Here is a 23,435-nt window from a genome sequence, read left to right as displayed (position 1 = left end):
TGTCTCCCACCCCGCGAAGCCGCCCCGCGCATGTGCGTGCGGCATCGCAACATCCCTGCACGCGGGCGCTCTCCTCAGTCGAGTCCCGCGTCAAGGCTTAACCATAAGCGCCGCAACTTACCGGCCACTTACGCGCATCATGTTGATCCGCAAGCGAAAACCCTTAGACCGCGAATGCCGTCGACGCGGCCGCGCGTTGATCAGACAAGAGGCGCGTGGAAAAGATCGCGCGTTCCAAGCGCGTTTTACCCGAGTTTTGCGGTTACGCTCCCTCGCACCGCCTCTTACAATGCTAACTGAACTAGCCGTCCGGATTCCAGCTTGAACCGCTACGCCCTGCTTCTCATTACCTCGATGCTGCTGGTCGGCAGCAACGTCGGTATCGGCAAATCGATCGTCGCCTTCGTCCCCGTTCCCCTGTTCGCCCTGCTGCGTTTCGTGATCGCGATGGCCGTGCTCTGGCCGCTCTTGCGCGTGACCAAACTGCGCCGCGTCAAACGCGACGAATGGATCAACCTGTTTTTGCAGGCGCTGTTCGGCACCTTCGGCTTCACGCTGCTGATGCTCAACGGCGTCGCGCGCACGAGCGCGGTCGCGGCGGGCGTGATCACGAGCACGATTCCGGCGGTCGTCGCAATGCTGTCGTGGCTGATCCTGAAGGAGCGGCCGGATGGCCGCGCGCTCGCATCGATCGTGCTGGCGATCGCCGGCGTCGTCGTCATCAATGTCGCGCACGTCGAGGCGGGCGCGGATGCGATAGCCGGCACCGGCTCGCTCGCGGGCAACTTCATGGTGCTCGGCGCCGTGTGCTGCGAATCGCTCTACATCATCCTGTCGCGGCGCCTCACGAAAACGCTCGAGCCAATCGACATCTGCGCGTACACGCATCTGTTCGGCCTGCTGCTGATGCTGCCGCTCGGCGCCGGCGCGCTCGCGCATTTCGACTTTCGCGCGGTGCCGTCGAGCGTCTGGATGCTGTTGCTGTGGTACGGACTGTCGGCCAGCATCTTCTCGTTCTGGCTGTGGATGAAGGGCATCCGTCACGTGCCGGGCAGTCTCGCCGGCGTGTTCAGCGCGGTGCTGCCGGTCGCCGCGGCGCTCTACGGCATCGTCTTCCTCGGCGAGCGGCCCACGCTCGCGCACGGCATCGCGCTCGCCTGCGTGATCGCCGGTATCGGCCTCGCGAGCCTGAAGGCGCGCAGCGTGCCGCCGGTCGCATCATAAGTCTGGCGGGCGCGCTGCCCGCCGCAAAGCAGCGGATTCAACCGACGCTGTACAATAGCGCGCGCCTGACGCGAGTCTCGCGACCTTCGGTGGCCGCGCCCCGCAGCGCCGTCGGCGCCTGGCCCCGTGTTCCGTCACCCGCGCTTCATCTGACCGTTGCCTATGTCCGCTTCGCGACCCGCCTCCGCCCGTCCGCGCCGCCCGATGCGCGCTGCGGCAACTCGTTTTCATGAGCCGCTGGCCGCAGGTGCCGCTGTATCTCGGGCTGATCGTCGCGCAAGCGGTCTACGTTGCCACGCACACGCACCCCAAACATTTCAAAGCGCCCGCGGCATTGCCCGCCGTAGGCGGTATCAAGGTTTCCACTCCCCTGAAGGCGCAAGACTGACCGCACCGCGCTGCGATCCGATAACAAGCGCCACTCCCCACTGAGCTAGCCATGACCGTCATCAAACAGGAAGACCTGATTCAGAGCATCGCTGATTCGCTGCAGTACATCAGCTACTACCATCCGCTCGACTACATCGAAGCGCTCGGCCGCGCGTACGAGCTCGAACAGAGCCCGGCAGCGAAGGACGCGATCGCGCAGATCCTGACCAACAGCCGCATGTGCGCCGAAGGCAAGCGCCCGATCTGCCAGGACACCGGCATCGTCACGGTATTCGTGAAGGTCGGCATGGACGTGCGTTGGGACGGCGCGACGATGAGCGTCACCGACATGATCAACGAAGGCGTGCGCCGCGGTTATCTGAACCCGGACAACGTGCTGCGCGCATCGATCGTGAGCCCGCCTGAAGGCGCGCGCAAGAATACCAAGGACAACACGCCGGCCGTGATCCACTACGAGATCGTGCCGGGTAACACGGTGGACGTGCAGGTCGCGGCCAAGGGCGGCGGCTCGGAGAACAAATCGAAGTTCGCGATGCTGAACCCGTCGGATTCGATCGTCGACTGGATTCTGAAGACCGTGCCGACGATGGGCGCAGGCTGGTGCCCGCCGGGCATGCTCGGCATCGGCATCGGCGGCACCGCTGAAAAAGCGATGCTGATGGCGAAGGAATCGCTGATGGACCCGATCGACATTCAGGACGTGATCGCGCGCGGCCCGCAGGACTGGATCGAAGAGCTGCGCGTCGAGCTGCACGAGAAGGTCAACGCGCTCGGTATCGGCGCGCAGGGTCTTGGCGGTCTGTCGACCGTGCTCGACGTGAAGATCATGGCCGCGCCGACGCACGCCGCGTCCAAGCCGATCGCGATCATCCCGAACTGCGCAGCGACGCGCCACGCGCACTTCACGCTCGACGGTTCGGGCGTTGCCAAACTCGAAGCGCCGTCGCTCGATGCATGGCCGAAGGTGCACTGGGAACCGAACACGGAAACCAGCAAGCGCGTTGATCTGAACACGCTGACGCCGGAAGAAGTGGCCGGCTGGAAGCCGGGCCAGACGCTGCTGCTGTCGGGCAAGATGTTGACGGGCCGCGACGCCGCGCACAAGCGCATTGCCGACATGCTTGCGAAGGGCGAGAAGCTGCCGGTCGACTTCACGAACCGCGTGATCTACTACGTCGGCCCGGTCGATCCGGTGCGCGACGAAGCGGTCGGCCCGGCAGGCCCGACCACCGCGACGCGGATGGACAAGTTCACCGAGACGATGCTCGCACAAACGGGCCTGATTTCGATGATCGGCAAGGCCGAGCGCGGCCCGGTCGCGATCGAGTCGATCAAGAAGCACAAGGCCGCGTATCTGATGGCCGTCGGCGGCGCCGCGTACCTCGTGTCGAAGGCGATCCGCAGCGCGAAGGTGCTCGCGTTCGAAGATCTCGGCATGGAAGCGATCTACGAGTTCGACGTGCAGGATATGCCGGTCACGGTCGCCGTCGATTCGACCGGTACCTCCGTGCACCAGACCGGCCCGAAGGAATGGCAGGCCAAGATCGGCAAGATTCCGGTCGCCACGGCTTGATGATCGGCAATTAACGCCACTCAGTGCAGTCGAAAAGCCGGGACCGCGGTCCCGGCTTTTTTATGCCTTGCGTCATGCAATTTCTTGGCTTTTTGGGGCATGACGTTTATTGTTGTTGGAAATTTGAGGTCCCCGAAAGAGGAAATAACATGCAAGGCGACAAGAAGGTCATCGAATATCTGAACGCCCAGCTGAAGAACGAGCTGACCGCGATCAACCAGTACTTCCTGCATGCCCGGATGTACGGCCACTGGGGCCTCACCAAACTCGGCAAGCACGAGTACGACGAGTCGATCGGCGAAATGAAACATGCCGACCTGCTGATCGAACGCATCTTCGTGCTCGACGGTCTGCCGAATCTGCAGGACCTGCACAAGCTGCTGATCGGTGAGGAAACCAAAGAAATCATCGAATGCGATCTGAAGCTCGAACAGATTTCGCAAAGCACCTGCAAGGAAGCGATTGCGTACTGCGAATCGGTGCGCGATTTCGTCTCGCGTGAAATCTTCACGACGATTCTCGACGACACCGAAGAGCACATCGACTGGCTCGAAACCCAACTCGATCTGATCGATAAGGTCGGTATCCAGAACTACCAGCAAAGCGCGATGGGCTCGGTCGAGTCCTGATCGAAGCACGCTGGCGCATCCCGCGCGGTAGCACGCGACGCCTGTGAACCAGGCATTCGCGCCGGACCGCACCGCGCTGGCGATATACTTGCGCGCTGCCTCGCGAATCGCCCAGGCTTCGACCATTTCTACGACCGCCACGTCACGCTCGATTTCTTCGCCTATGCCCGCCCCTTCGCCGTCCCCGACTGTCCGCAGTGTTGCCGCTGGCGCCGCGTCCCAGGCGCCGATCGGTATTTTCGATTCGGGGCTGGGCGGCCTGTCGGTGCTGCGCGCGGTGCGCGCGCAACTGCCTGACGAGGCGCTGCTGTATGTCGCCGACTCGCTGTACGCGCCCTACGGCGAGCGCGACGACGACTTCATCACCGACCGCACGCTCGCCATCGGCGCATGGCTTGCCGCACAAGGCGCGAAGGCGCTCGTGGTTGCGTGCAACACGGCGACCGCGCAGTCGATCGCGCTGGTGCGCGAAAAGCTGCCGATTCCGCTCGTAGGCGTCGAACCTGGCGTCAAGCCCGCCGCGCTGCAATCGAAAAGCCGCGTCGCCGGCGTGCTCGCGACCCAGGCGACGCTGCGCAGCGCCCGCTTCCAGGGACTACTCGAACGCTACGCCGCCGACTGCCGCTTTCTGTGCCAGCCCGGCCACGGACTCGTGCAGGCGGTGGAGCGTTGCGACGTCGATTCGGCCGAGCTGCGTGCGCTGCTGCGCAGCTATCTCGAGCCGATGCTCGACGCGGGCGCCGACACGCTGGTGCTCGGTTGCACCCATTACCCGTTTCTCGATGCGGCGATCCGCGACATCGTCGGCGAGCGGCTCGCGCTGATCGACACGAGCGTGGCAATCGCCCGTCAGCTCGAACGCGTGCTCGAGCAGCACGGCCTGCGCGCCGCCAAGCCGGCCGCGGGCACGCCGCTGCCGCGCTTCTACTCCACCGACGACGGCGTCCATCAGCAGCAACTGGCTGCCACGCTGTTGCAGATCGAAGCGGCAGTGGAGCAGGTGCGGATTCCGTCTCCGCGCACGGCCGCACCGGATTCCCGGGCCGCCTAGAGCCTCGAACCGGCGCGCGCGACGTGCCCGGTGGCGGCACGCGCCGCCCTCGCGCCAGACGAAATCCATTCTAAGGTTCTGGTTTTGTTACAAAAAACCGCACAGGATGCTTGCCAAACGGGCCAAACAAAATGATAATAATTCGCATTAACGTTATCTATCGCGCCTGCCATGATTGTCTGTGTCTGCAAATCCGTTTCCGACCGCACAATCCGCTCCTCGATTGCGGACGGCATCGACTCGTTCGACGAGTTGCAGTTTGAACTCGGCGTCGCTTCGTGCTGCGGCAAATGCGAGGAATCCGTGCGCGACGTCATGCTGCAAAGCGGCGTGTGCGCGAGCCGTTGCGGTGTAGGTGTCGCCGAGCATCAGCAGGTGCAGACCGTCGCGCAGGTCGTGCAAGTGACGTACTGCGAACGCAAGGCAGCCTGAGTCCTGCTTGCCGGGTGCGGCGCGAGCCGCGCCCCATGTGTCGCTACGCCTCAATACGTAACGCACATTCAATGCAACACTTGATGTGACATTGGATGTGCCGCGCGTCTGCAACACCCTCGCGGCATTGACCGCCGCACCGCGTTATCCCACTGCCGTCAGCCAGCCAGTAGTCGTACCAGCCAGCTACCCCGCTCATCCTTGAAAAGGAGTTCGAGATGGAATTGCTGATTGGTTTCGTGACTACTTTGTTCATTTCGCTGCTGATTTTCCGAACATGACGCTGGCGTCGTCCACCCGACCGAATTTCCGCGCGCTGACGACCACTGCCGTGGTCGCGGCGATCCACGTCGCGCTGCTCGGCGTGATCATGACGCTGCGTCACGAACCTGCGCAGGTCGCGCTCGAATCGCAGGTCATGACCGCCGTGATGGTGCCGCCCGCGCCGGTTGCGCTGCAATCGATCGCAGCGCCGCCGCCTCAACCGACGCCGACCGTCCATTCGAAGCCGAAACTCCAGCTAAAGCCGACTCCGGCGCCCAAGCCGACTCCGACTCCGTTGCCGCAGGCCGCCGCGCCATCGGCGACGCCGGTCGCAGCCCCCGATCCGCCGTCGCCCGCGCCCGCTGCAGCGGCGACGCCGCCAGCCGCGGCAACGCCCGCCATCGGCAAGCCGACGATGGAAATCAGCGCGCCAAGGAACGTCTCGCACGTCGAGTGCAATATCGCCCACCCGGATTACCCGACACTTTCGAAACGGCGCCACGAAACCGGCATCGCGTCGGTGCGATTCGTCATCGGCCTGACCGGCAAGCTCGAAAACATCGAACTGACGAAGAGCAGCGGCTATAGCCGCCTCGACGACGCCGCGGTAGCCGCCATGCACGCGAGCGCCTGCAAGCCGTATCTCGAGAACGGTGAGCCCGTCAGAGCCACGTACACCCAGTCTTTCAACTTCGATCTGACCGATTGAAGCCGATTTCAAAATCAAGGAATTGCAATGCAGAACTACGGATTGGCGCATGTGTGGACACAAGGGGATTTCGTGACACGTGGTATCGCGCTCGCGCTGTTGTTCATGTCGGTGATGTCATGGAGCGTGATCGTCGTCAAAGGCTGGAACGTGATGCGCCTGAAGCGCCTGACGAAGAACGCCGAGCAGGCGTTCTGGCATTCGGACGACCTCGCCGACGGCGTGAAGAAGCTCGGCGGCGGTGCCTCGAAGGCGCATGACAACCCGTTCCTCGCGCTCGCGCTGTCAGGCGAGGAAGCGGCCGACCATCATCATCAGACGCAGCCGCATCTGCATGACCGCATGGACGTGTCGGACTGGATCACGCGCTGCCTGAAGGACACGATGGACGAAAGCGTCGCACGCATGCAGAGCGGTCTCGCGATCCTCGCATCGATCGGCAGCACGGCGCCGTTCGTCGGTCTGTTCGGCACCGTGTGGGGCATCTATCACGCACTGCTCGCGATCGGCGCGAGCGGCCAGTCGTCGATCGACCAGGTTGCCGGCCCGGTCGGCGAAGCGCTGATCATGACCGCGTTCGGTCTGTTCGTCGCGATTCCGGCGGTGCTCGGCTACAACGCTCTCACGCGCGCCAACAAGGCAATCGTCGCGAAGCTCGCCCGCTTCGCGCACGGCCTGCATGCGTTCTTCGTGACGGGCGCGCGCCTGTCATCGACGAGGCGCGGTGACGGCCTGCGTCTCGCGACCCGCGCCAACTGATCAACTGGTCGACTAGGCATTCCAATGGCAATGAGCCCTTTCGCCGGAGATGATCACGACGGCCTGATGAACGAGATCAACATGACGCCGCTCGTCGACGTCATGCTGGTTCTGCTGATCGTCTTCATGGTGACGATTCCGGTGATCCGTCACGCGGTCAAGATCGATCTGCCGCATGCGAGCAGCCAGAAGGAAGAAATGAAGCCCGCGCAGGTGACGGTGTCGATCGACGCGGACGGCAACGTCCTGTGGGACAGTACGAAAGTCGACGACGCGGCGCTCGCCGCGAAGATCGCCTCGGCCGCGCAGGCGAGCCCGCAGCCGGAGCTGCATCTCGATGCGGATCGCAAGGTGCCCTACGAGAAGGTTGCGCAGGTGATGTCGGCCGCGCAGGCTGGCGGACTGACGAAGATCGGCTTCGTCACGCAGCCGAAGGCAAAGTAACAGGTGAAGTGACACGCGGAGCAAAACGCGTGTCCACGCGAAAACCCCTTAAAACAGGAGCCAAAAAGCAAAAGGCCTTCATCATCGGATGAAGGCCTTTTCTTGTGCGCGCTCGGCGCCTTCGGGCGGCGGGATCATTTGCCATCGGCCGAAGACTGATAGCTCCTATCACCGCATGCGACGGCCGTGGTCGACACGGACAGCGCGGTCAGCCCTATCAGGCCCGCTATGATAGCGGCCATGAGTTTTCGCATAGGAGACTCCTTAGCGAAAGGGATTTCAATATACGCCCGCACGCGCGCGCATTCAAGCAAGCGGCCATTGAAAGTAATCATGACAGGCCACGCTTAAATGCTAAAAGCGATTTGCACCGCGCGATAGCGGTCGCGAGCGCGCTATGAAACCACCGCCGGCGCAATGGCGGAAGCCGCCGAAACCGATGCCTGCGACACCGTTTTTTTGCCGGTCACGGGACACTCGCCCATGATGTGCTTGCCCCCGTCCGGATCGAGCATCTCGACCAGATAATCGACGAACGCGCGCACAGCCGGCACCATGCCCTGCCGCGATACGAACACCGCGTACAACTGCGGCGTCGGAAAACTCCAGCCCGGCATCACCGGCGACAACTGCCCCGTTCGCAATGCGGCCCCATACATCATCTCCGGCAACGCGGCGATGCCGACGCCGGCGAGCACCGCCTCGCGGATCGTCATCAGATCGGCCGTCACGAGGCGCGGCTCGTGTTCGTGTGCATGGCGCGTGCCATCGGGTGAGATCAGGTTGTACACGTGACGGCCGTCGCTCGTCGGCACGTCGAGTGTTTCGAAGCGGTTCAGATCGGCCGGCGTCAGCGGCGGCGCATTCTGCTGCAGCAGGCTCGGCGCGCCTACCAGCATCTGCTCGGTGCGCCACAGCGGCCGCACGACGATGTTCGCGTTTTCCGGCGGATCGGAACGGACCCGCAGCGCAACGTCGATCGAATCCTCGAACAGATCGACCACGCGATTCGTCACGCGCATCACGACGCGCACTTCCGGATAGCGGTGCATGAATTCGGGCAGGATGGTCGACAGAATCGTCTGCGAGATCGTGACCGGCACGCTCACGCGCACCGTTCCGCGCGGCGACGAGCGCAGTTGCTGCACGACGTTGACCGCCGCCTGAGCCTCGCTGAGCATCGCCTGACAGTGCTGGTAGAACAGTTGCCCCGCTTCGGTCAGCGCGAGCTTGCGCGTGGAACGCTGCAACAGGCGCACGCCGAGCGACGCCTCCAGCTCCGTGAGCCGCCGTGATAGCCGTGACTTCGAGATGCCCAGCACCCGCTCGGCGGCGGAAAATCCGCCATGTTCGACGACCTGTGAAAAGTACATCAGGTCGTTCAGATTATGTGAATCGATCTTCATCTCATCGTTCCATTAACAGAACAATCCATTGCTGACGGGCGGCTGGCACCGCGAAAAACGGTCCCTATAATAGCCCCATGTTTCAAAAATAACGCTATTCCCCATTTTTCGAGGTGATATTGATGAGTACGTCACGCACGATTGAACGCACGTTCCCGTCGGTTCGCACGGTGGAAGGCGGCGGCTTTATCGTCCATCGGCCGTTTCCGACGCGTCTGTTGATGGACTTCGATCCGTTCCTGCTGCTCGACGAAATGGGGCCGGTCGACTATGCGCCGGGCGAGGCCAAGGGCGCGCCCGATCATCCGCATCGCGGCTTCGAGACAGTCACCTATGCGCTCGAGGGCCAGTTCGGCCACAAGGATTCGGCGGGTCATTCCGGTACGCTGCGCGCCGGTGACGTGCAATGGATGACCGCGGGCGCGGGCGTCGTGCATAGCGAAATGCCCGACCCGGAATTCGCGCGGACCGGCGGTCGCGTGCATGGCTTACAGCTATGGGTGAATCTGCCGCGTCGCGACAAGATGATCCCGCCGCGTTATCAGGAGATCCCGTCGATCCGCATTCCGGTCGCGACGTCGGAAGACGGCAAGGTGCGCGTCAAAGTAATCGCCGGTGAAGCGCTCGGGGTCAAGGCCGTGATCGAAACGCGCACGCCGATCCTGTATCAGCATTTCTCGCTACAGCCGGGCGCGACGATCCGCCAGCCGGTGCCAGCCGACTATCGCGTGTTCGCGTATGGCCTGTCCGGCAAGGGGGTGTACGGCGAAGGCGACGCGCGCGCTGACATCGACGCGCGCACGATGGTCGTGTTCGCCAACGACGGCGACGCGGTGACGCTCACGGCGGGCGACGAACCGCTCGAAGTGCTTCTGCTCGGTGGTGTGCCACTGAAGGAGCCGGTGGTGCGCTATGGCCCATTCGTGATGAATACCGAGGACGAGATCCGTCAGGCGGTGATCGACTATCAGGCAGGGCGGATGGGCGCGATTACGCACTGACAGACACTGACAGACGAGCGCGCACTGCGTGTCATTCATGCCTGTCGACGCTAGTCAAAACGCGCCGCCGGCCTATTACGCGCCGCAAACCGGCCGCCTCGGGGCGCGAATGCCGGTAAATTCGTTCACAATAACGGCTCATGTCGCGCGGCGCGCGACGCCACTTCATCCCGCACAGGAGCGCGCATGGCAGAGCCCACCGTCAACGCCCATATCGGTTCGACGAATTTCCAGGTCATGTTCGACGACGGCAAGCACACCTGGCTTGCCGACGAACCCGAATCGCTCGGCGGCGGCGATCGCGGTCCGACGCCGGTCTCGCTGCTGCTGTCGAGCCTCGGCGCGTGCACGTCGATCACGCTGAAGATGTACGCGCAGCGCAAGGGCTGGCCGCTCGCAGGCATACGCGTCAAACTGTCGATGGAAACCGGTGACGCGGGCTCGACGATCGACCGTCAGATCATGCTCGACGGCGATCTGACCGACGAGCAGCGGGAACGGCTTTTGCAAATCGCCAACGCGTGCCCGGTGCACAAGATCCTCACGCACACGATCTCGATCCGCTCCGCGCTCGCAGTCGCGTAGCGCGAGCATAGGGCGACCGGACTTCGGCCAATCGGGCTACGGGTATTGCAACATTTTCATAGGACGCAGTCGTCTTGAATTTCGAACACCTCATTCAGATCAACGATCCGTTGAATCCTTTCGTCGAATCGATGACCCGCGAACAGTTGTGGGAAGGACTCGTGCTGCGCGCCGAACAGCCGCAGCTGTTCGTGATGGGTCTCGACAGCTGCACGATCCTGTCGCGCGACGGCAATGTGCTCGAGCGCGAACTGCACTACGGCCAGGCCACCGTGCGTGATCGCGTCACGCTGCAGGCAAGTCAGAGCGTGCGCTACGACATCCTGCCGACCGCCGAGTACGTCGGCGGCTCCCTGACGATGACGATCGAGCAACCCGACGAATTGCAACTGTTCCTGCGCTTCGAATACGCGACCACGCTGCCCGTCTCGACCGATCAGGATGCCGTGCAGACGCAGGAGATCGTCAAGTCCGCGTATCGCGAGAACGATATCGACACGGTTCGACTGATCCGCCAGTACGTCGCGGGCAAACAGCAACCGGGACCTTTGCACTGACATGCCGCGCGGGCGCTCTGCCCGCGCCATCGCGGGGCCATGTCCAGGATGGCCCCCTGGAATCGTCTAGCCGCTCTTTCATCCCGCTATCAGCAGCCGAATCCGATCAATTTTTCAGCCTTGTAAATAGGAATGGTTATCATTTAGAATCAACCCATCGAATCGACGAACAAGCTAAAACGAATGACCGATATGACTCGCTCCTCCACACTCAGCCTGCGCCGCCCGGCGGCCGCGCTGATCAGCCGCCCGAAAGCTTCGACGACGGCTGCGCCCGCTGCGAAACCGGCCGCGGAGCGCGCCAGCGGTCCGGGCGAGACGTCGGAACGGGTCGTGCGCAGCGATGCACTGCTGCAAGGCCAGAGTCACATCAGCATCGTGCACAACGGCGAGACGTACCAGTTGCGTGCGACGCGCCTCGGCAAGCTGATCCTGACGAAGTAGCTACGCAACACGAGGTAAGTACCGGGTATTGTGGGGACCACCTCCCAGAGAGGTGTTAGGCATTAGCCAGCCACGACGGCTTGCACGCGAGAACTAGACCCCTTCGTGCAGACACCCAGCCAGCCGTCGCAGCCAGCCAGGCCGCTTTTTTTTGGTTCTCACTCGTTGAAAATGAAAAAGCCGTGGGATGGCAGCATCCCACGGCTTTTCTCGTTGTGCTTGCGCCTGGGTTCGCATAAAACCCAGGCTGAAGCATTACTTCGACGCCCAGCCCCAGAACATCAGCCACCACGCGCTATTGACGACCGCCAGCGCCGCGACGAACCACAGCATGGCCAGCGCGCGCTGAACAAAGCGCTCGCTATAGCGGCGCGTAACGAGCCACGCGAGCCATCCGCTCCACGTGCTCGCGATCACGAGAATCGCGATACGCAGATCCGACGCCCACCACAGCGACACGTGCTCAGCGCGCAGCAGCGACAACGTCGTCGCCGACAAACCGAGGAACACGCCCGCGCCCGCGATCGGAATCAGCCCCTGCGTCAGATGATGCAGTCGCCTTACGTTAAAGCGCCCGAGCATGCGCGTCGCGCCCGCCAGCAACAGCAGCAGCGCGGTGCCGTAAACGAGCGCCGTCGCGAGGATGTAGCCGATCAGCAGCGAGCCGTCGAGCCACGAGAACACGTCGTTCTGGTCGGGGTAATGCGTGAACAGGAACCACGGCGCGTTGGTGTCGAGCGGCCACGTGATGTCGTGATCGACGAGCCACGTCGCGGCGAACATTTTCAGATCGATGAACCAGCGCGACGCGGTCCAGTGGAACGCGCCGATCGCGATGCCGAGCAGGCCATACAGGATCAGCGCCGTGTCCCACGGGTTGGCCTTCTGGTCGCCCAACTGCACGACTTCCGTCGACGGCTTGCGCCACGTCAGCGCGATCGCGTCGCGGTGTCCGCTGCAGCGGCCGCACATATGGCACTCGGCCGCGCCCTTCATGTTGCGCAACGGCACGAGCGGCGCGCAGTTGATCGGAATCACGCGATGCCCATGCTCGCCGTTCTTGTACGAGCGGCGCCAGGCGTCTTCGTCGACCTTGTAGTGAAACGGCGCGAGCCGGGACAGAAGCGAAAAGACCCCGTTGACGGGGCAGAGGTATTTGCACCAGACGCGCTTCTCGCGTCCGTATAGCAGACCGATCACGATCGCCGCGAAGGTCGAGCCGCCGAGCACCAGCAGCACCGCTTTCGGATACTGATAGACGCTCACCATCTGCCCGTAGATCGTCGTGATGCCGAATGCGACGAACGGCCAGCCGCCCCAGCGCATCCAGTGAGGAATCGCGCGACCGCGGCCGAATTTGCTCGCGAATTCAGCGAGCGCACCTTCCGGACACAGCACGCCGCACCAGACGCGCCCGAGCATCACCATCGACAGCAGCACGAACGGCCACCAGATTCCCCAGAACACGAACTGCGCCGCGAGCGTCAGGTTGTTCCACAGATGCGCGGTGTCGTCGGGCAGCGGCATTAGCGCGGGCACGATGATCAGGAACGCGTACACCGCGACCACGGTCCACTGGATCCCACGGATCACCGCGCCGTGGCGCTGCATCCACTGGCCGGCCGCCGCGAGGCGACCCGGCCGGACAGCCATCATGGTGCTCATGCTGCGCGCCCTGCCGCCTGCTGCGCGGGCCTGCGATTGGCGCGGCGCAGGAGCAGATAAACGACCGCCCAGTACACGCCGTAGGCAATCAGGTTCATCAGCGCCGGATGCGCGCGATAGCCGGTCAGCGTTGCGACGAGCGAACCGAAGGTGCTCGAATCATCGAGAATCGCCGACGAATTCCACAGCTGGTCGACGAGCGTCGGCAGGATTTCCTTGTCGATCAGCTTGTCAACGCCGGTCTGGAACAGGCCCGCGCCGAGGAACAGCAACATGATTTCGGTGATGCGGAAAAAGAGCCGCCACGAGAAGATCTTGCCGCCGAGTTGCAACACGTAGAAGGTCAGGAGCGCGAGCGCGAGACCGATCACCACCGCCAGCATCTGGCTGCCGTCGACATGACCCGACTGCCCGAAGCCGAGACCGTACAGGAAGATCACCGTTTCGCTGCCTTCGCGCGCAATCGCCAGTGCGACCAGCACCGCGACGCCCCACCAGTTCGAATCGCGCTGGCTCTTCTGCAGCGACTGTTCCATGTCGCGCTTCAGCGTGCGGCCGTGCTGCTTCATCCACAGCACCATCTGCACGATCAGCACGCAGGCAATGAGCACCATCGCGGTCTGGAAGTAGTCCTGCGCGTCACCGGAGAGCACCTCGGTGAAGCCGACCAGCGCCGCGCCGAGCGCCACCGCCGCGATCACGCCGGCCGCCACGCCACCCCACAGATACGGCAAGCCGCGGCGCGCGTCGTCATCGCCGTTTTTCAACCACGCGTACAGGATGCCGACGACCAGCAATGCCTCGACACTTTCCCGCCACACGATGAACAGAATCTGACCCATTCAAGCTCTCCCTTCGATCCTTCTACTGCCCGCTTCCGTTGCCTCGCGCGAACGACAGCGCTCGCGTTCGACCGAGACCAATGCTTACTTCGCGACGATCACGCCTTGCGCCTGCTGGTGGAAGTCGTCGAAAAACTTGTATTCGCCCGGCTCGAGCGGAGCGATCACGACGAACGAATCGGCGCCTGGCGCCAATACTTTCTCTTTGCGCAACTGCACGCTTTCGAATTCGGCCGCGCCCTTGCCGGTGTTACGCACTTCGATCTTGATACGCTGCCCCGCCGGCACTTCGATCCGGGCCGGGTTCAGCTTGCCGTCGTTCATTTCGAGCTTGAAGGTCGGCAGGTCGGCTGCCTGAGCCGTGGCCGCCAGGCAAAGCGTGGCGGCAAGTAGCGCGATCTTTCGGTTGATTCCCATTGGCCTTTCCGGAAAACGCGACGCGCCGACGCCGGGTATGACACCGGGCGTCCGCGCGCCGTCTGCTGCATTCACTGATACGGTTATCGACCGCACTGGCACCACGCGCCGATCAGTAACCGCCCTTCTTGCCGATGCCGGCGAAGGTGAAGTCATATTCGAGCGAGATTGGCTTGAACCACGGACCCACGCCGGTTTCCTTGTCGATGTGGCGGCCGAACGCCATGTGGCCCATCTGCATCGGCGGTTCGACGATCAGCTTCAGGTGGTACTTGCCCGGGCCTTGCAGCTTGACGTTGTCGCCATAGTGCGGACCGTCGTTCGCGACCATCGGCATCAGGTCGCCCTTGATCGGCTGGTTCGAGCCGGCCTTCGTCAGTTCGTAGTGCACCTGCAGATACGGCATCCAGTCGCCTTCGGCGAAACCGGTCGGATTGTTCTTGACCGCGTGGATGTCGGACTCGAGGTGGATGTCCGACTCCGACGCCTTGCGCATCATGCCTTCGGGTTCCATCGTGATCGGTTGCAGATAGACCGCGCCGATTTCCATGCCGCCCTGGATCTGCTGCTTGCCGATCGGATATTCGGCGGCCGAGGCGGACAGCGCCGCGGCAGCGGCTACCGCTGCCGCACCGCCCCGCACAAAGGAAGACATCCGCATTGAAACTCCTTGTTTTTATCAGACTGGAATCGATTTGATCGGAACTGAGCGCTCGCAAGCCAGATGTGAATTTAAATGCGAACCATTCTCAATATTGGTTGAGTTTATCATCGATCGCCGACGAGAACAAATCTGCCAGCACGCCCGGCCTTGTGCCGTCAGGGTCTTAAGGCTCGCTTAAGAAAACCGGTGTGCGCCGGGCGAAACAGGGACCGAATGAATCGCGGCCACGGCGGCCGCGCCGACGGCTCGAGCGGGAGCTTAAGCGCCGGCTGCGGTGAGCAGGCGCGGCGAATGGCCGCGCCCTTTGATGGTGGTCAAAAGCAAGGGGGAAAACGCGTCGGTCACTCGATGCCCGACACATGGTCGCCGACGTTCGCGCCGAACACGCGTTGACGCAGCAGCGCCAGCTGGTCGCGGGTCTGCGCGGCCTTCTCGAATTCGAGATTCTTCGCGTGCTCCATCATCTGCTTTTCGAGGCGCTTGATCTCTTTGGCGAGCTGCTTCTCGGACATGTCCTCGAACTTCGCCCGGACCTGCTGCTCCTTCAACTCGGCGCGCGCTTCGTCGACGTTGTAGACGCCGTCGATGATGTCGCGAATCCGCTTGACCACCCCACGCGGCGTGATGCCGTGGGCGGCGTTGAACGCGATCTGCTTCGTGCGGCGCCGCTCGGTTTCGTCGATCGCGCGACGCATCGAGTCAGTGATCTTGTCCGCGTACAGGATCGCCTTGCCGTTCACGTTACGCGCCGCCCGGCCGATGGTCTGGATCAGCGAACGCTCGGCGCGCAGGAAGCCCTCCTTGTCCGCGTCGAGAATCGCGACGAGTGACACCTCCGGAATATCGAGCCCCTCACGCAGCAGGTTGATCCCGACCAGCACGTCGAACGCGCCCAGACGCAGATCGCGGATGATCTCGACACGCTCCACCGTGTCGATGTCGCTATGGAGGTAGCGCACCTTGATGCCGTGGTCGGCCAGAAACTCGGTGAGCTGCTCGGCCATCCGCTTGGTCAGCGTCGTGACCAGCACGCGGTCGCCGGCCTTGACGCGCTCGTTGATCTCGCCGAGCACGTCGTCGACCTGGCTGCGCGCCGGCCGCACCTCGATTTCGGGGTCGACGAGGCCGGTCGGGCGTACCAGCTGTTCGGCGACCTGCCCCGACGTCTTCTTCTCGTAATCGGCGGGCGTCGCCGACACGAACACGACCTGGCGCATCTTGCGCTCGAACTCGTTGAACCTGAGTGGCCGGTTGTCGAGCGCCGACGGCAACCGGAAGCCGTAGTCGACGAGGTTCTCCTTGCGCGCCCGGTCGCCGTTATACATGCCGTTCAGCTGGCCGATCAGCACGTGCGATTCGTCGAGCATCATGATCGCGTCGGGCGGCAGGTAATCGACGAGCGTCGGCGGCGGCTCGCCAGGCGCTGCGCCCGAGAAGTGCCGCGAATAGTTCTCGATGCCCTTGCAGAATCCGAGTTCCTGCAGCATTTCGAGGTCGAAGCGGGTGCGCTGCTCGAGCCGCTGCGCCTCGACGAGCTTGCCGTCGCTATAAAAGAACTCGAGCCGGTCGCGCAGCTCGGCCTTGATGGTTTCGACCGCGCGCAGCACGGTGTCGCGTGGCGTCACGTAGTGCGACGACGGATACACGGTAAAGCGCGGAATTTTCTGCCGCACGCGGCCGGTGAGCGGGTCGAATAGCTGCAGCGTTTCGATTTCGTCGTCGAACAGCTCGACGCGCACCGCCATCTCGGCGTGCTCGGCCGGAAAAATATCGATCGTGTCGCCGCGCACGCGGAACGAGCCGCGCTGGAAGTCGGCTTCGTTGCGGCTGTACTGCATCGCGATCAACCGCGTGATGACGTCGCGCTGGCCGAGCCGGTCGCCCGTGCGCAACGTAAGAATCATCTGGTGGTATTCGGACGGGTTGCCGATACCGTAAATCGCCGACACCGTCGCAACGATCACCACGTCGCGACGCTCCATCAGGCTCTTGGTCGCCGACAGCCGCATCTGCTCGATATGCTCGTTGATCGACGAGTCCTTCTCGATGAACAGGTCGCGCTGCGGCACGTACGCTTCCGGCTGGTAGTAGTCGTAGTACGAGACGAAGTACTCGACCGCGTTGCGCGGGAAGAACTCGCGGAACTCCGAATACAGTTGCGCGGCGAGCGTCTTGTTCGGCGCGAACACGATCGCCGGGCGACCGAGCCGCGCGATCGTGTTGGCCATCGTGAAGGTCTTGCCGGACCCAGTCACGCCGAGCAGCGTCTGGAACGCGAGCCCGTCCCCGACGCCTTCGACGAGCGTGTCGATGGCCGTGGGCTGGTCGCCGGCAGGTGGATATGGCTGGTAGAGCTTGAACGGCGAACCTTCGAACGTTACGAATTTGGATTCGTCGAGCGTCTCGTCGGCTTCAGTCAGATGGTGTTCGGACATGAGGGGCGGCACCGGGCCTTGGGCAAAGAATCATTCTAACGGGTTGCGGAAAGTGAAGATCGAGCGGGGCCACGTAGGGCGTCGCCGGGCGCTGGGGCCACGACGTGTTATGACCCTTTGTGGCGCATGCGCGCAGCGGGCTCAAATGCAGCACACCTCGTCCGGTTCGCGCCTGCGCCATAGCCGCGCACGCTCGAATCCCTCATTGCCACATGGCCGCGCAGTGCCTGTTTTTCAAGCAAACAATTGCCCTTTGCCCGTCTCGTGGCCCGGAAAAACGCGCCCGGATTCGTTACAATGCGAAGTCGCGCTCGCTCGCCGCTGCCCGCAGGCCGGACCGCCCGCGCGCGAAGCCGCCCTCTTTTCACTACTGCTGCCGACCCATCATGTCTCTGTTCTCCGCCGTCGAACTTGCTCCCCGCGACCCGATTCTGGGCCTGAACGAAGCCTTCAACGCCGATACACGCGCCACCAAGGTCAACCTCGGCGTTGGCGTGTACTTCAATGAAGAAGGCAAGATTCCGCTGCTGCGCGCCGTGCGCGAAGCCGAAAAGGCCCGCGTCGAGGCCGCGCTGCCGCGCGGCTATCTGCCGATCGAAGGTATCGCCGCTTACGATGCCGCTGTGCAAAAGCTGCTGCTGGGCAACGACTCGCCACTGATCGCGGCCGGCCGCGTCGTCACGGCGCAGGCGCTGGGCGGTACGGGCGCGCTGAAGATCGGCGCGGACTTCCTGAAGCGCGTGAATCCGGACAGCAAGGTCGCAATCAGCGATCCGAGCTGGGAAAACCACCGCGCGCTGTTCGAAGGCGCGGGCTTCGTCGTCGAATCGTATCCGTACTATGACGCGCAGATGCACGGCGTGAACTTCGACGGCATGTTGAGCGCGCTGAACAGCTACGCGGCAGGCACCATCGTCGTGCTGCATGCCTGCTGTCACAATCCGACCGGCGTCGATCTGAGCGTCGAGCAGTGGAAGCAGGTCGTCGAGGTCGTCAAGGCACGCAACCTCGTGCCGTTCCTCGACATCGCCTACCAGGGCTTCGGCGACAACATCGAAGCGGACGCGGCCGCAGTGCGTCTGTTTGCGGCGCAGGAACTGAACGTGTTCGTGTCGTCGTCGTTCTCGAAGTCGTTCTCGCTGTACGGCGAGCGCGTCGGCGCACTGTCGATCATCACTGCGAGCAAGGACGAAGCCACGCGCGTGCTGTCGCAACTGAAGCGTGTGATCCGCACGAACTACTCCAACCCGCCAACGCACGGCGGCTCGGTGGTCGCGGCGGTGCTCGCGTCGCCCGAACTGCGCGCGACGTGGGAAAGCGAACTGGGTGAAATGCGGGACCGCATCCGCGCGATGCGCAACGGTCTCGTCGAGCGTCTGAAGGCTAGCGGCGTTGATCGCGACTTCAGCTTCGTGAACGCACAGCGCGGCATGTTCTCGTACTCGGGCCTGACGGCACCGCAAGTGGACCGTCTGCGCGAAGAGTTCGGCATCTATGCGGTCAGCACTGGCCGCATCTGCGTGGCTGCGCTCAATACGCGCAACCTCGACGTCGTCGCGAACGCGATTGCCCACGTGCTGAAGTAAGGCGATTCGCGGCGCGGAGGTTTACCGCGCCGATGCGGATGGTTCGCCGCTGCCACCGCCTGTAGAAACGGTGCCCATTTTCAGTAATGGGCGCCGTTTTTTATTTGCTGACAGGTCGACCTTGCCGGCGCAACGTCGGCTCTGTCAGTGGAACATCAGCGCGAGTCTCGATGGATATCGTGCGTGACGAACCCGGCATCGTTGTCGGGCATCTCGAGCCAGTCGGGGTGCTCGAGCGAACGACAAATATCTTCGAGACCGCTTCGCCAGTGCTCACGCATTGTGGACAGACCGAACTGAAAGTCCTTGTAGTGTCCTTCGTATTCCTTGTGCCGGTAGATCAGGTGTATCACGTTGTAGCGCTTTGAACACGACAGATCTTCGGCCAGCTGGCACCACGGATCGTCGCGCTGTTCGACGGGCACGCGATCCAGCACCTCACGCAGCACGTGGCGGAACCGCTGCGAGCGCTGCAGCATGTCGGTCACGAGACGCGTGCGGCTCGAATACTGGATGTCCTTCATGCGCCCCTGCACGTCGGTGATGTTGTCCGGCACGGGCCCGATCGCGCTCCATAGATCGACTTGAAACGCGAGCGTGTCGCGACGCGGCGTGGACTGGAGCACCTCGTAGAGCGGCGTATTCGACATCAGTCCGCCATCCCAGTAGAACTGGCCGTCGATCTCGACAGCGGCGAAGCCCGGCGGCAACGCGCCTGACGCCATGAAATGCTCGGGCCTGAGCGTGGTGTGCGTATTGTCGAAGTACGCGAAATTGCCTGTGCCGCAATTCACCGCCCCCACCGACACGCGTATTTCTCCCGAATTGATCCGGTCGAAATCACACAGCGTCTCGAGCGTCGCCTTCAGCGGCGTGGTGTCGTAGTAGCTCGCCAGTTGTGGCGAACCGGACACTGTGGGCAATGGCGGCGGGAAACGCGGCACGAAGAAGCCCTTTTGGCCTTCGACGATCGCGCCCATCGCCTGGGCTGCCGTAAATGCCTTACGCACTGCTTCGCTCGAATTGAACAGCACGTGCTCGATCGGAGCAGGCAACGGCGGCCCGAACGCCGGCTGGCAGATCGTCTCCCAGAATTGCAGAAGACGCTCGACGCGTTTTTCCGGTGGATTGCCCGCAATGATCGACGTATTCAGCGCACCGATCGAAATGCCCGCGATCCAGTTCGGTTCAATGCCGGCTTCGTAGAGTCCCTGAAAGACGCCGGCCTGATAGGCACCCAGCGCGCCACCGCCTTGCAGCATCAGCGCGACGGTTTCGTAGTTGGGCAACCGGAGATGCCGATGCGGGCGAGCGGAGGCCGCTGGACCCGCGCCCTCCCCGTCGCCGGACACGCCCACGCGCGCCCGCTTCAGATTGCGTTGCGCCATGGGCCTCTCCTTAGTGCATGTACCAGCCGTGGCTCACTACGAACGACTGGCCGGTCAGCGCCGCCGTCGGGAAGGTCGACAGGAACAGCACGGTCTGCGCGACGTCTTCGACCGTCGTAAAGATACCGTCGACGGTGCCGCCCAGCATCACGCGCTTGATCACTTCCTCTTCGCTGATGCCGAGTTCCTTCGCCTGCTCGGGGATCTGTTTGTCGACGAGTGGCGTGCGCACGAAGCCCGGGCACACGACGTGCGAACGCACGTTGTGCGCAGCGCCCTCCTTGGCCAGCACGCGCGACAGGCCCAGCAGAGCATGCTTCGCGGTCACGTATGCGGACTTCAGCGGCGAGGCGACATGCGAGTGGACCGAGCCCATGTAGATCACGACGCCGCCGCGATTGTCCTTGTACATGTGCTTGAGCGCAGCCTTGGTGGTCAGGAACGCGCCGTCCACGTGAATGGCCTGCATCTTTTTCCAGTCCGAGAACGAATAGTTTTCGATCGGATTGACGATCTGGATGCCGGCGTTGGAAACGAGAATGTCAATCGAGCCGAATTCCTCGGCAACCTTGTCGATACCCTGGTTGACGGCGTCTTCGCTTGTCACGTCCATTGCCACGCCGATTGCCTTGCCGCCGCTCTTTCTGATTTCTTCAGCCACGGCGTTCGCACCGTCCTGGTTCAGATCGGCGATCGCGACCGCCGCGCCCGCGGCCGAAAGAGTCAATGCGATCTGCTTGCCGATGCCGCTCGCGGCGCCCGTGACGACGGCGACCTTGCCGTTCAGATTCGTGTTCAGAGACGACATCCAGAACCTCCATGCAGTTGATGAGCAATGAGACCACAAGACCGCACGCGGCTTGAAGTCGGCCAAACGGGATAGACCGTTCGGCGGATGCAACGCAGCGGCCGACTTTGCTATTGTGCATGAACCCTGTGAACGACATAGGTAAAACGCACATCGATCCGTATCTCTTTAAACTGAACCCTTTCGAGCAGAATTCGGGCTCCGTTCCCGTGGCATCACCAACCAGGAGACATGCATGAATTATCGGCGTCTGGGCCGCTCCGGCCTGCAAGTGAGCGAGTTGTCCATCGGCTCGTGGGTCACGTACGGCAACCAGGTGGATCACCGCGCCGCGCGCGAATCGCTTGCCGCGGCACGCGACGCGGGCGTCAATTTCTTCGACAACGCCGAGGTTTACGCGGGCGGCAAATCCGAGGAGATCATGGGCCACGCATTGAAGGAACTCGCGTGGCCGCGCGTGAGCTACGTCGTGTCGACGAAATTTTTCTGGGGACTCAACGAGGCGCCGAACCAGTACCACACGTTGAACCGCAAATACCTGATGAACGCGATCGACGGATCGCTGAAGCGCCTGCAACTCGACTATGTCGACCTCGTGTTCTGTCATCGCCCCGACCCGAACACGCCGATCGAGGAAACGGTCTGGGCGATGAGCGATATGATCGCGCGCGGCAAGGCGCTGTACTGGGGCACGTCGGAATGGAGCGCCGACGAGATTCGCGCCGCTCATGAAATCGCCGAGCGGCATCATCTGCACAAGCCGGTCATGGAGCAGCCGCAATACAACCTGTTTCACCGCAAACGCGTCGAACAGGAATACAAGCGGCTTTACGAGGACCTCGGCCTCGGCCTGACGACGTGGAGTCCGCTCGCGTCGGGTCTGCTCACCGGCAAATATCGCGACGGTGTGCCCGCCGACAGTCGCGCGCAGTTGCAGGGCTATGACTGGCTGCGTCAGCAACTCACCGATCCGACGAGAAACAACGTGGTCGGCCAGCTCGGTACGCTCGCCGATGAACTCGGCTGCACGGTCGGTCAGCTTGCGATCGCGTGGATTCTGAAGAATCCGAATGTCAGCACGGTGATCACGGGCGCGTCGCGGGTCGAACAGATCGGCGAAAACATGCAGTCCGCCGAGGTCGCCGAGCGCATCACGCCGGAGATCAAACAGCGGATCGAAGAGATCATCGGCGACGCGCACGAGTAATCACGCACTGATTGGATAATCACGCACGCGCGGTCGCGTACAATACGCGACCGCGCCACCAGCTCCTTCGGGCCAGCCCGCGCTCTTTCAGCGTCTTCTCATCATGCTCAGCTACCGCCACGCCTTTCATGCCGGCAATCACGCCGACGTTCTGAAACACGCCGTCGTGTTGCAGCTTCTGCGCTACCTTGGCCAGAAGGACAAGGCCTACTGGTATATCGACACGCACGCGGGCGCCGGTGTCTACTCGCTGAAGGAAGGCTACGCGACGAAGACCGGCGAGTTCGAGACGGGTATCGCGAAACTGTGGGGCCGAAACGATCTGCCGCCGCTGTTCGCCGAATACGTCGACGAAGTCAGCGCGCTCAATGCCGATGGCCAGCTACATTTCTATCCCGGCTCGCCCTATCTCGCGTGGCGACAGTTGCGCGCGCAGGATCGCATGCGACTGTTCGAGCTCCACAGCACCGAAATCGATGTGCTGCGCCACAATTTCCGCGACGCGGGCCGTCGCGCGATGCTGTACGCGGGCGACGGCTTCGACGGCATTCTCGCGCTGCTGCCGCCGGCGCCGCGACGCGCGCTGATCCTGCTCGATCCGTCGTATGAAGACAAGCGCGATTACGGGCGCACGCTGCGCTGTGTCGAGGAAAGCCTGAAGCGTTTTCCGACCGGCACGTACGCGGTCTGGTATCCGCAGGTAAAGCGTCCCGAGTCGCAGCGCTTCCCCGATCAGCTAAAGCAGCTGCAGAAAGACAACTGGCTGCACGTCAGTCTGACCGTCAGCAACCCTCCCGAGGACGGCTATGGACTGTTCGGCAGCGGCATGTTCGTCCTGAATCCACCGTATACGCTCGCCAAGATGCTGAAGGACCAGATGCCCTGGCTCGTCAAGGCACTCGGCGAGGACAAGGCCGCTACGTTCAAGGTCGAGTTTCGCGGCAATTGAACGCGA

23 protein-coding genes and 1 pseudogene are annotated in these 23,435 nt (G+C 63.0%); 16 read left to right on the top strand and 8 right to left on the bottom strand.

Annotation, left to right across the window (positions count from 1 at the left end; translation table 11 throughout):
• The first annotated feature begins 321 nt into the window (after nt 1-321).
• From L0U81_RS05315 to L0U81_RS05275, 9 genes and pseudogenes are all read left to right on the top strand, one after another.
• Complete coding sequence (locus tag L0U81_RS05315; RefSeq protein ID WP_233800572.1) at nt 322-1,224, top strand: DMT family transporter; 903 nt, start codon at nt 322-324, stop codon at nt 1,222-1,224.
• Between the two features lie 211 nt (nt 1,225-1,435).
• Nucleotides 1,436-1,516, top strand: a pseudogene (locus L0U81_RS05310) (TIGR00645 family protein); the annotation flags it as partial.
• A gap of 147 nt (nt 1,517-1,663) precedes the next feature.
• A complete protein-coding gene (locus L0U81_RS05305; protein ID WP_233800570.1) occupies nt 1,664-3,187 on the top strand; it encodes a fumarate hydratase in 1,524 nt (507 codons plus the stop codon).
• Between the two features lie 149 nt (nt 3,188-3,336).
• Nucleotides 3,337-3,816, top strand: coding sequence for a bacterioferritin (gene bfr / locus L0U81_RS05300; protein ID WP_233800568.1), 480 nt, complete (start codon nt 3,337-3,339; stop codon nt 3,814-3,816).
• A gap of 163 nt (nt 3,817-3,979) precedes the next feature.
• Nucleotides 3,980-4,867 (top strand): glutamate racemase, encoded by an 888-nt coding sequence (gene murI / locus L0U81_RS05295; protein ID WP_233800566.1) that lies wholly within the window; start codon nt 3,980-3,982, stop codon nt 4,865-4,867.
• A gap of 171 nt (nt 4,868-5,038) precedes the next feature.
• Nucleotides 5,039-5,299, top strand: a complete 261-nt coding sequence (locus tag L0U81_RS05290; protein ID WP_233800564.1) for a (2Fe-2S)-binding protein — start codon at nt 5,039-5,041, stop codon at nt 5,297-5,299.
• A gap of 277 nt (nt 5,300-5,576) precedes the next feature.
• Entirely contained in the window at nt 5,577-6,272 is a 696-nt protein-coding gene (locus L0U81_RS05285) for an energy transducer TonB (RefSeq protein ID WP_233800562.1), read from the top strand.
• Nucleotides 6,273-6,299: 27 nt separating this feature from the next.
• Nucleotides 6,300-7,031, top strand: coding sequence for a MotA/TolQ/ExbB proton channel family protein (locus L0U81_RS05280; protein ID WP_233800560.1), 732 nt, complete (start codon nt 6,300-6,302; stop codon nt 7,029-7,031).
• Nucleotides 7,032-7,055: 24 nt separating this feature from the next.
• A complete protein-coding gene (locus L0U81_RS05275) occupies nt 7,056-7,475 on the top strand; it encodes an ExbD/TolR family protein (protein ID WP_233800559.1) in 420 nt (139 codons plus the stop codon).
• A 395-nt stretch (nt 7,476-7,870) separates the two neighbouring features.
• Here L0U81_RS05275 and L0U81_RS05270 read toward each other — a convergent pair whose 3' ends face one another.
• On the bottom strand, nt 7,871-8,881 hold the full coding sequence (locus L0U81_RS05270) for a LysR family transcriptional regulator (protein ID WP_233800557.1): 1,011 nt from the start codon (nt 8,879-8,881) through the stop codon (nt 7,871-7,873).
• 122 nt (nt 8,882-9,003) lie between these two features.
• Here L0U81_RS05270 and L0U81_RS05265 point away from each other — a divergent pair, with 122 nt between their 5' ends.
• The 4 genes from L0U81_RS05265 to L0U81_RS05250 all read left to right on the top strand — a co-directional run bounded on the left by L0U81_RS05265 (nt 9,004) and on the right by L0U81_RS05250 (nt 11,468).
• Nucleotides 9,004-9,882 (top strand): pirin family protein, encoded by an 879-nt coding sequence (locus tag L0U81_RS05265; protein ID WP_233800555.1) that lies wholly within the window; start codon nt 9,004-9,006, stop codon nt 9,880-9,882.
• A gap of 186 nt (nt 9,883-10,068) precedes the next feature.
• Complete coding sequence (locus L0U81_RS05260) at nt 10,069-10,467, top strand: OsmC family protein (RefSeq protein ID WP_233800553.1); 399 nt, start codon at nt 10,069-10,071, stop codon at nt 10,465-10,467.
• Between the two features lie 74 nt (nt 10,468-10,541).
• A complete protein-coding gene (locus L0U81_RS05255) occupies nt 10,542-11,024 on the top strand; it encodes an SRPBCC family protein (RefSeq protein ID WP_230560293.1) in 483 nt (160 codons plus the stop codon).
• A 183-nt stretch (nt 11,025-11,207) separates the two neighbouring features.
• Nucleotides 11,208-11,468, top strand: coding sequence for a hemin uptake protein HemP (locus tag L0U81_RS05250; RefSeq protein ID WP_233800551.1), 261 nt, complete (start codon nt 11,208-11,210; stop codon nt 11,466-11,468).
• Between the two features lie 255 nt (nt 11,469-11,723).
• Here L0U81_RS05250 and L0U81_RS05245 read toward each other — a convergent pair whose 3' ends face one another.
• From L0U81_RS05245 to uvrB, 5 genes are all read right to left on the bottom strand, one after another.
• On the bottom strand, nt 11,724-13,133 hold the full coding sequence (locus tag L0U81_RS05245; protein ID WP_233800549.1) for a 4Fe-4S binding protein: 1,410 nt from the start codon (nt 13,131-13,133) through the stop codon (nt 11,724-11,726).
• Nucleotides 13,130-13,975 carry an FTR1 family iron permease gene (locus tag L0U81_RS05240; protein WP_233800547.1) on the bottom strand — a complete coding sequence of 282 codons (846 nt, stop codon included), beginning with the start codon at nt 13,973-13,975 and terminating at the stop codon, nt 13,130-13,132. The genes L0U81_RS05245 and L0U81_RS05240 overlap by 4 nt, the downstream gene beginning before the upstream one ends.
• Nucleotides 13,976-14,059: 84 nt before the next feature.
• Nucleotides 14,060-14,392: a cupredoxin domain-containing protein gene (locus tag L0U81_RS05235; RefSeq protein ID WP_233800545.1), complete on the bottom strand. Its 333-nt coding sequence runs from the start codon at nt 14,390-14,392 to the stop codon at nt 14,060-14,062.
• A gap of 112 nt (nt 14,393-14,504) precedes the next feature.
• On the bottom strand, nt 14,505-15,053 hold the full coding sequence (locus L0U81_RS05230; RefSeq protein WP_233800543.1) for an iron transporter: 549 nt from the start codon (nt 15,051-15,053) through the stop codon (nt 14,505-14,507).
• A 344-nt stretch (nt 15,054-15,397) separates the two neighbouring features.
• A complete protein-coding gene (gene uvrB / locus L0U81_RS05225) occupies nt 15,398-17,491 on the bottom strand; it encodes an excinuclease ABC subunit UvrB (protein ID WP_233800541.1) in 2,094 nt (697 codons plus the stop codon).
• A gap of 386 nt (nt 17,492-17,877) precedes the next feature.
• Between uvrB and L0U81_RS05220 the strand changes: the two genes are divergently transcribed.
• Nucleotides 17,878-19,077, top strand: a complete 1,200-nt coding sequence (locus L0U81_RS05220; RefSeq protein WP_233800539.1) for an amino acid aminotransferase — start codon at nt 17,878-17,880, stop codon at nt 19,075-19,077.
• A 155-nt stretch (nt 19,078-19,232) separates the two neighbouring features.
• On the opposite strand, the gene L0U81_RS05215 is transcribed toward L0U81_RS05220, so the two are convergent.
• The gene (locus L0U81_RS05215) at nt 19,233-20,465 is read right to left on the bottom strand and encodes a DUF3734 domain-containing protein (protein ID WP_233800537.1); all 1,233 of its coding nucleotides are present in this window, start codon (nt 20,463-20,465) and stop codon (nt 19,233-19,235) included.
• A 10-nt stretch (nt 20,466-20,475) separates the two neighbouring features.
• Entirely contained in the window at nt 20,476-21,273 is a 798-nt protein-coding gene (locus L0U81_RS05210; RefSeq protein WP_233800536.1) for a 3-hydroxybutyrate dehydrogenase, read from the bottom strand.
• A gap of 235 nt (nt 21,274-21,508) precedes the next feature.
• Here L0U81_RS05210 and L0U81_RS05205 point away from each other — a divergent pair, with 235 nt between their 5' ends.
• Entirely contained in the window at nt 21,509-22,480 is a 972-nt protein-coding gene (locus L0U81_RS05205; RefSeq protein ID WP_233800534.1) for a potassium channel beta subunit family protein, read from the top strand.
• A gap of 103 nt (nt 22,481-22,583) precedes the next feature.
• Nucleotides 22,584-23,429 (top strand): 23S rRNA (adenine(2030)-N(6))-methyltransferase RlmJ, encoded by an 846-nt coding sequence (locus L0U81_RS05200; RefSeq protein WP_233800532.1) that lies wholly within the window; start codon nt 22,584-22,586, stop codon nt 23,427-23,429.
• Nucleotides 23,430-23,435: the final 6 nt, after the last annotated feature.

The organism is Paraburkholderia sp. HP33-1, assembly GCF_021390595.1.
Lineage (GTDB): Bacteria > Pseudomonadota > Gammaproteobacteria > Burkholderiales > Burkholderiaceae > Paraburkholderia.
The sequence above is the reverse complement of the archived record's forward strand: the minus strand, read 5'-3'. Positions and strand labels throughout refer to the sequence as shown.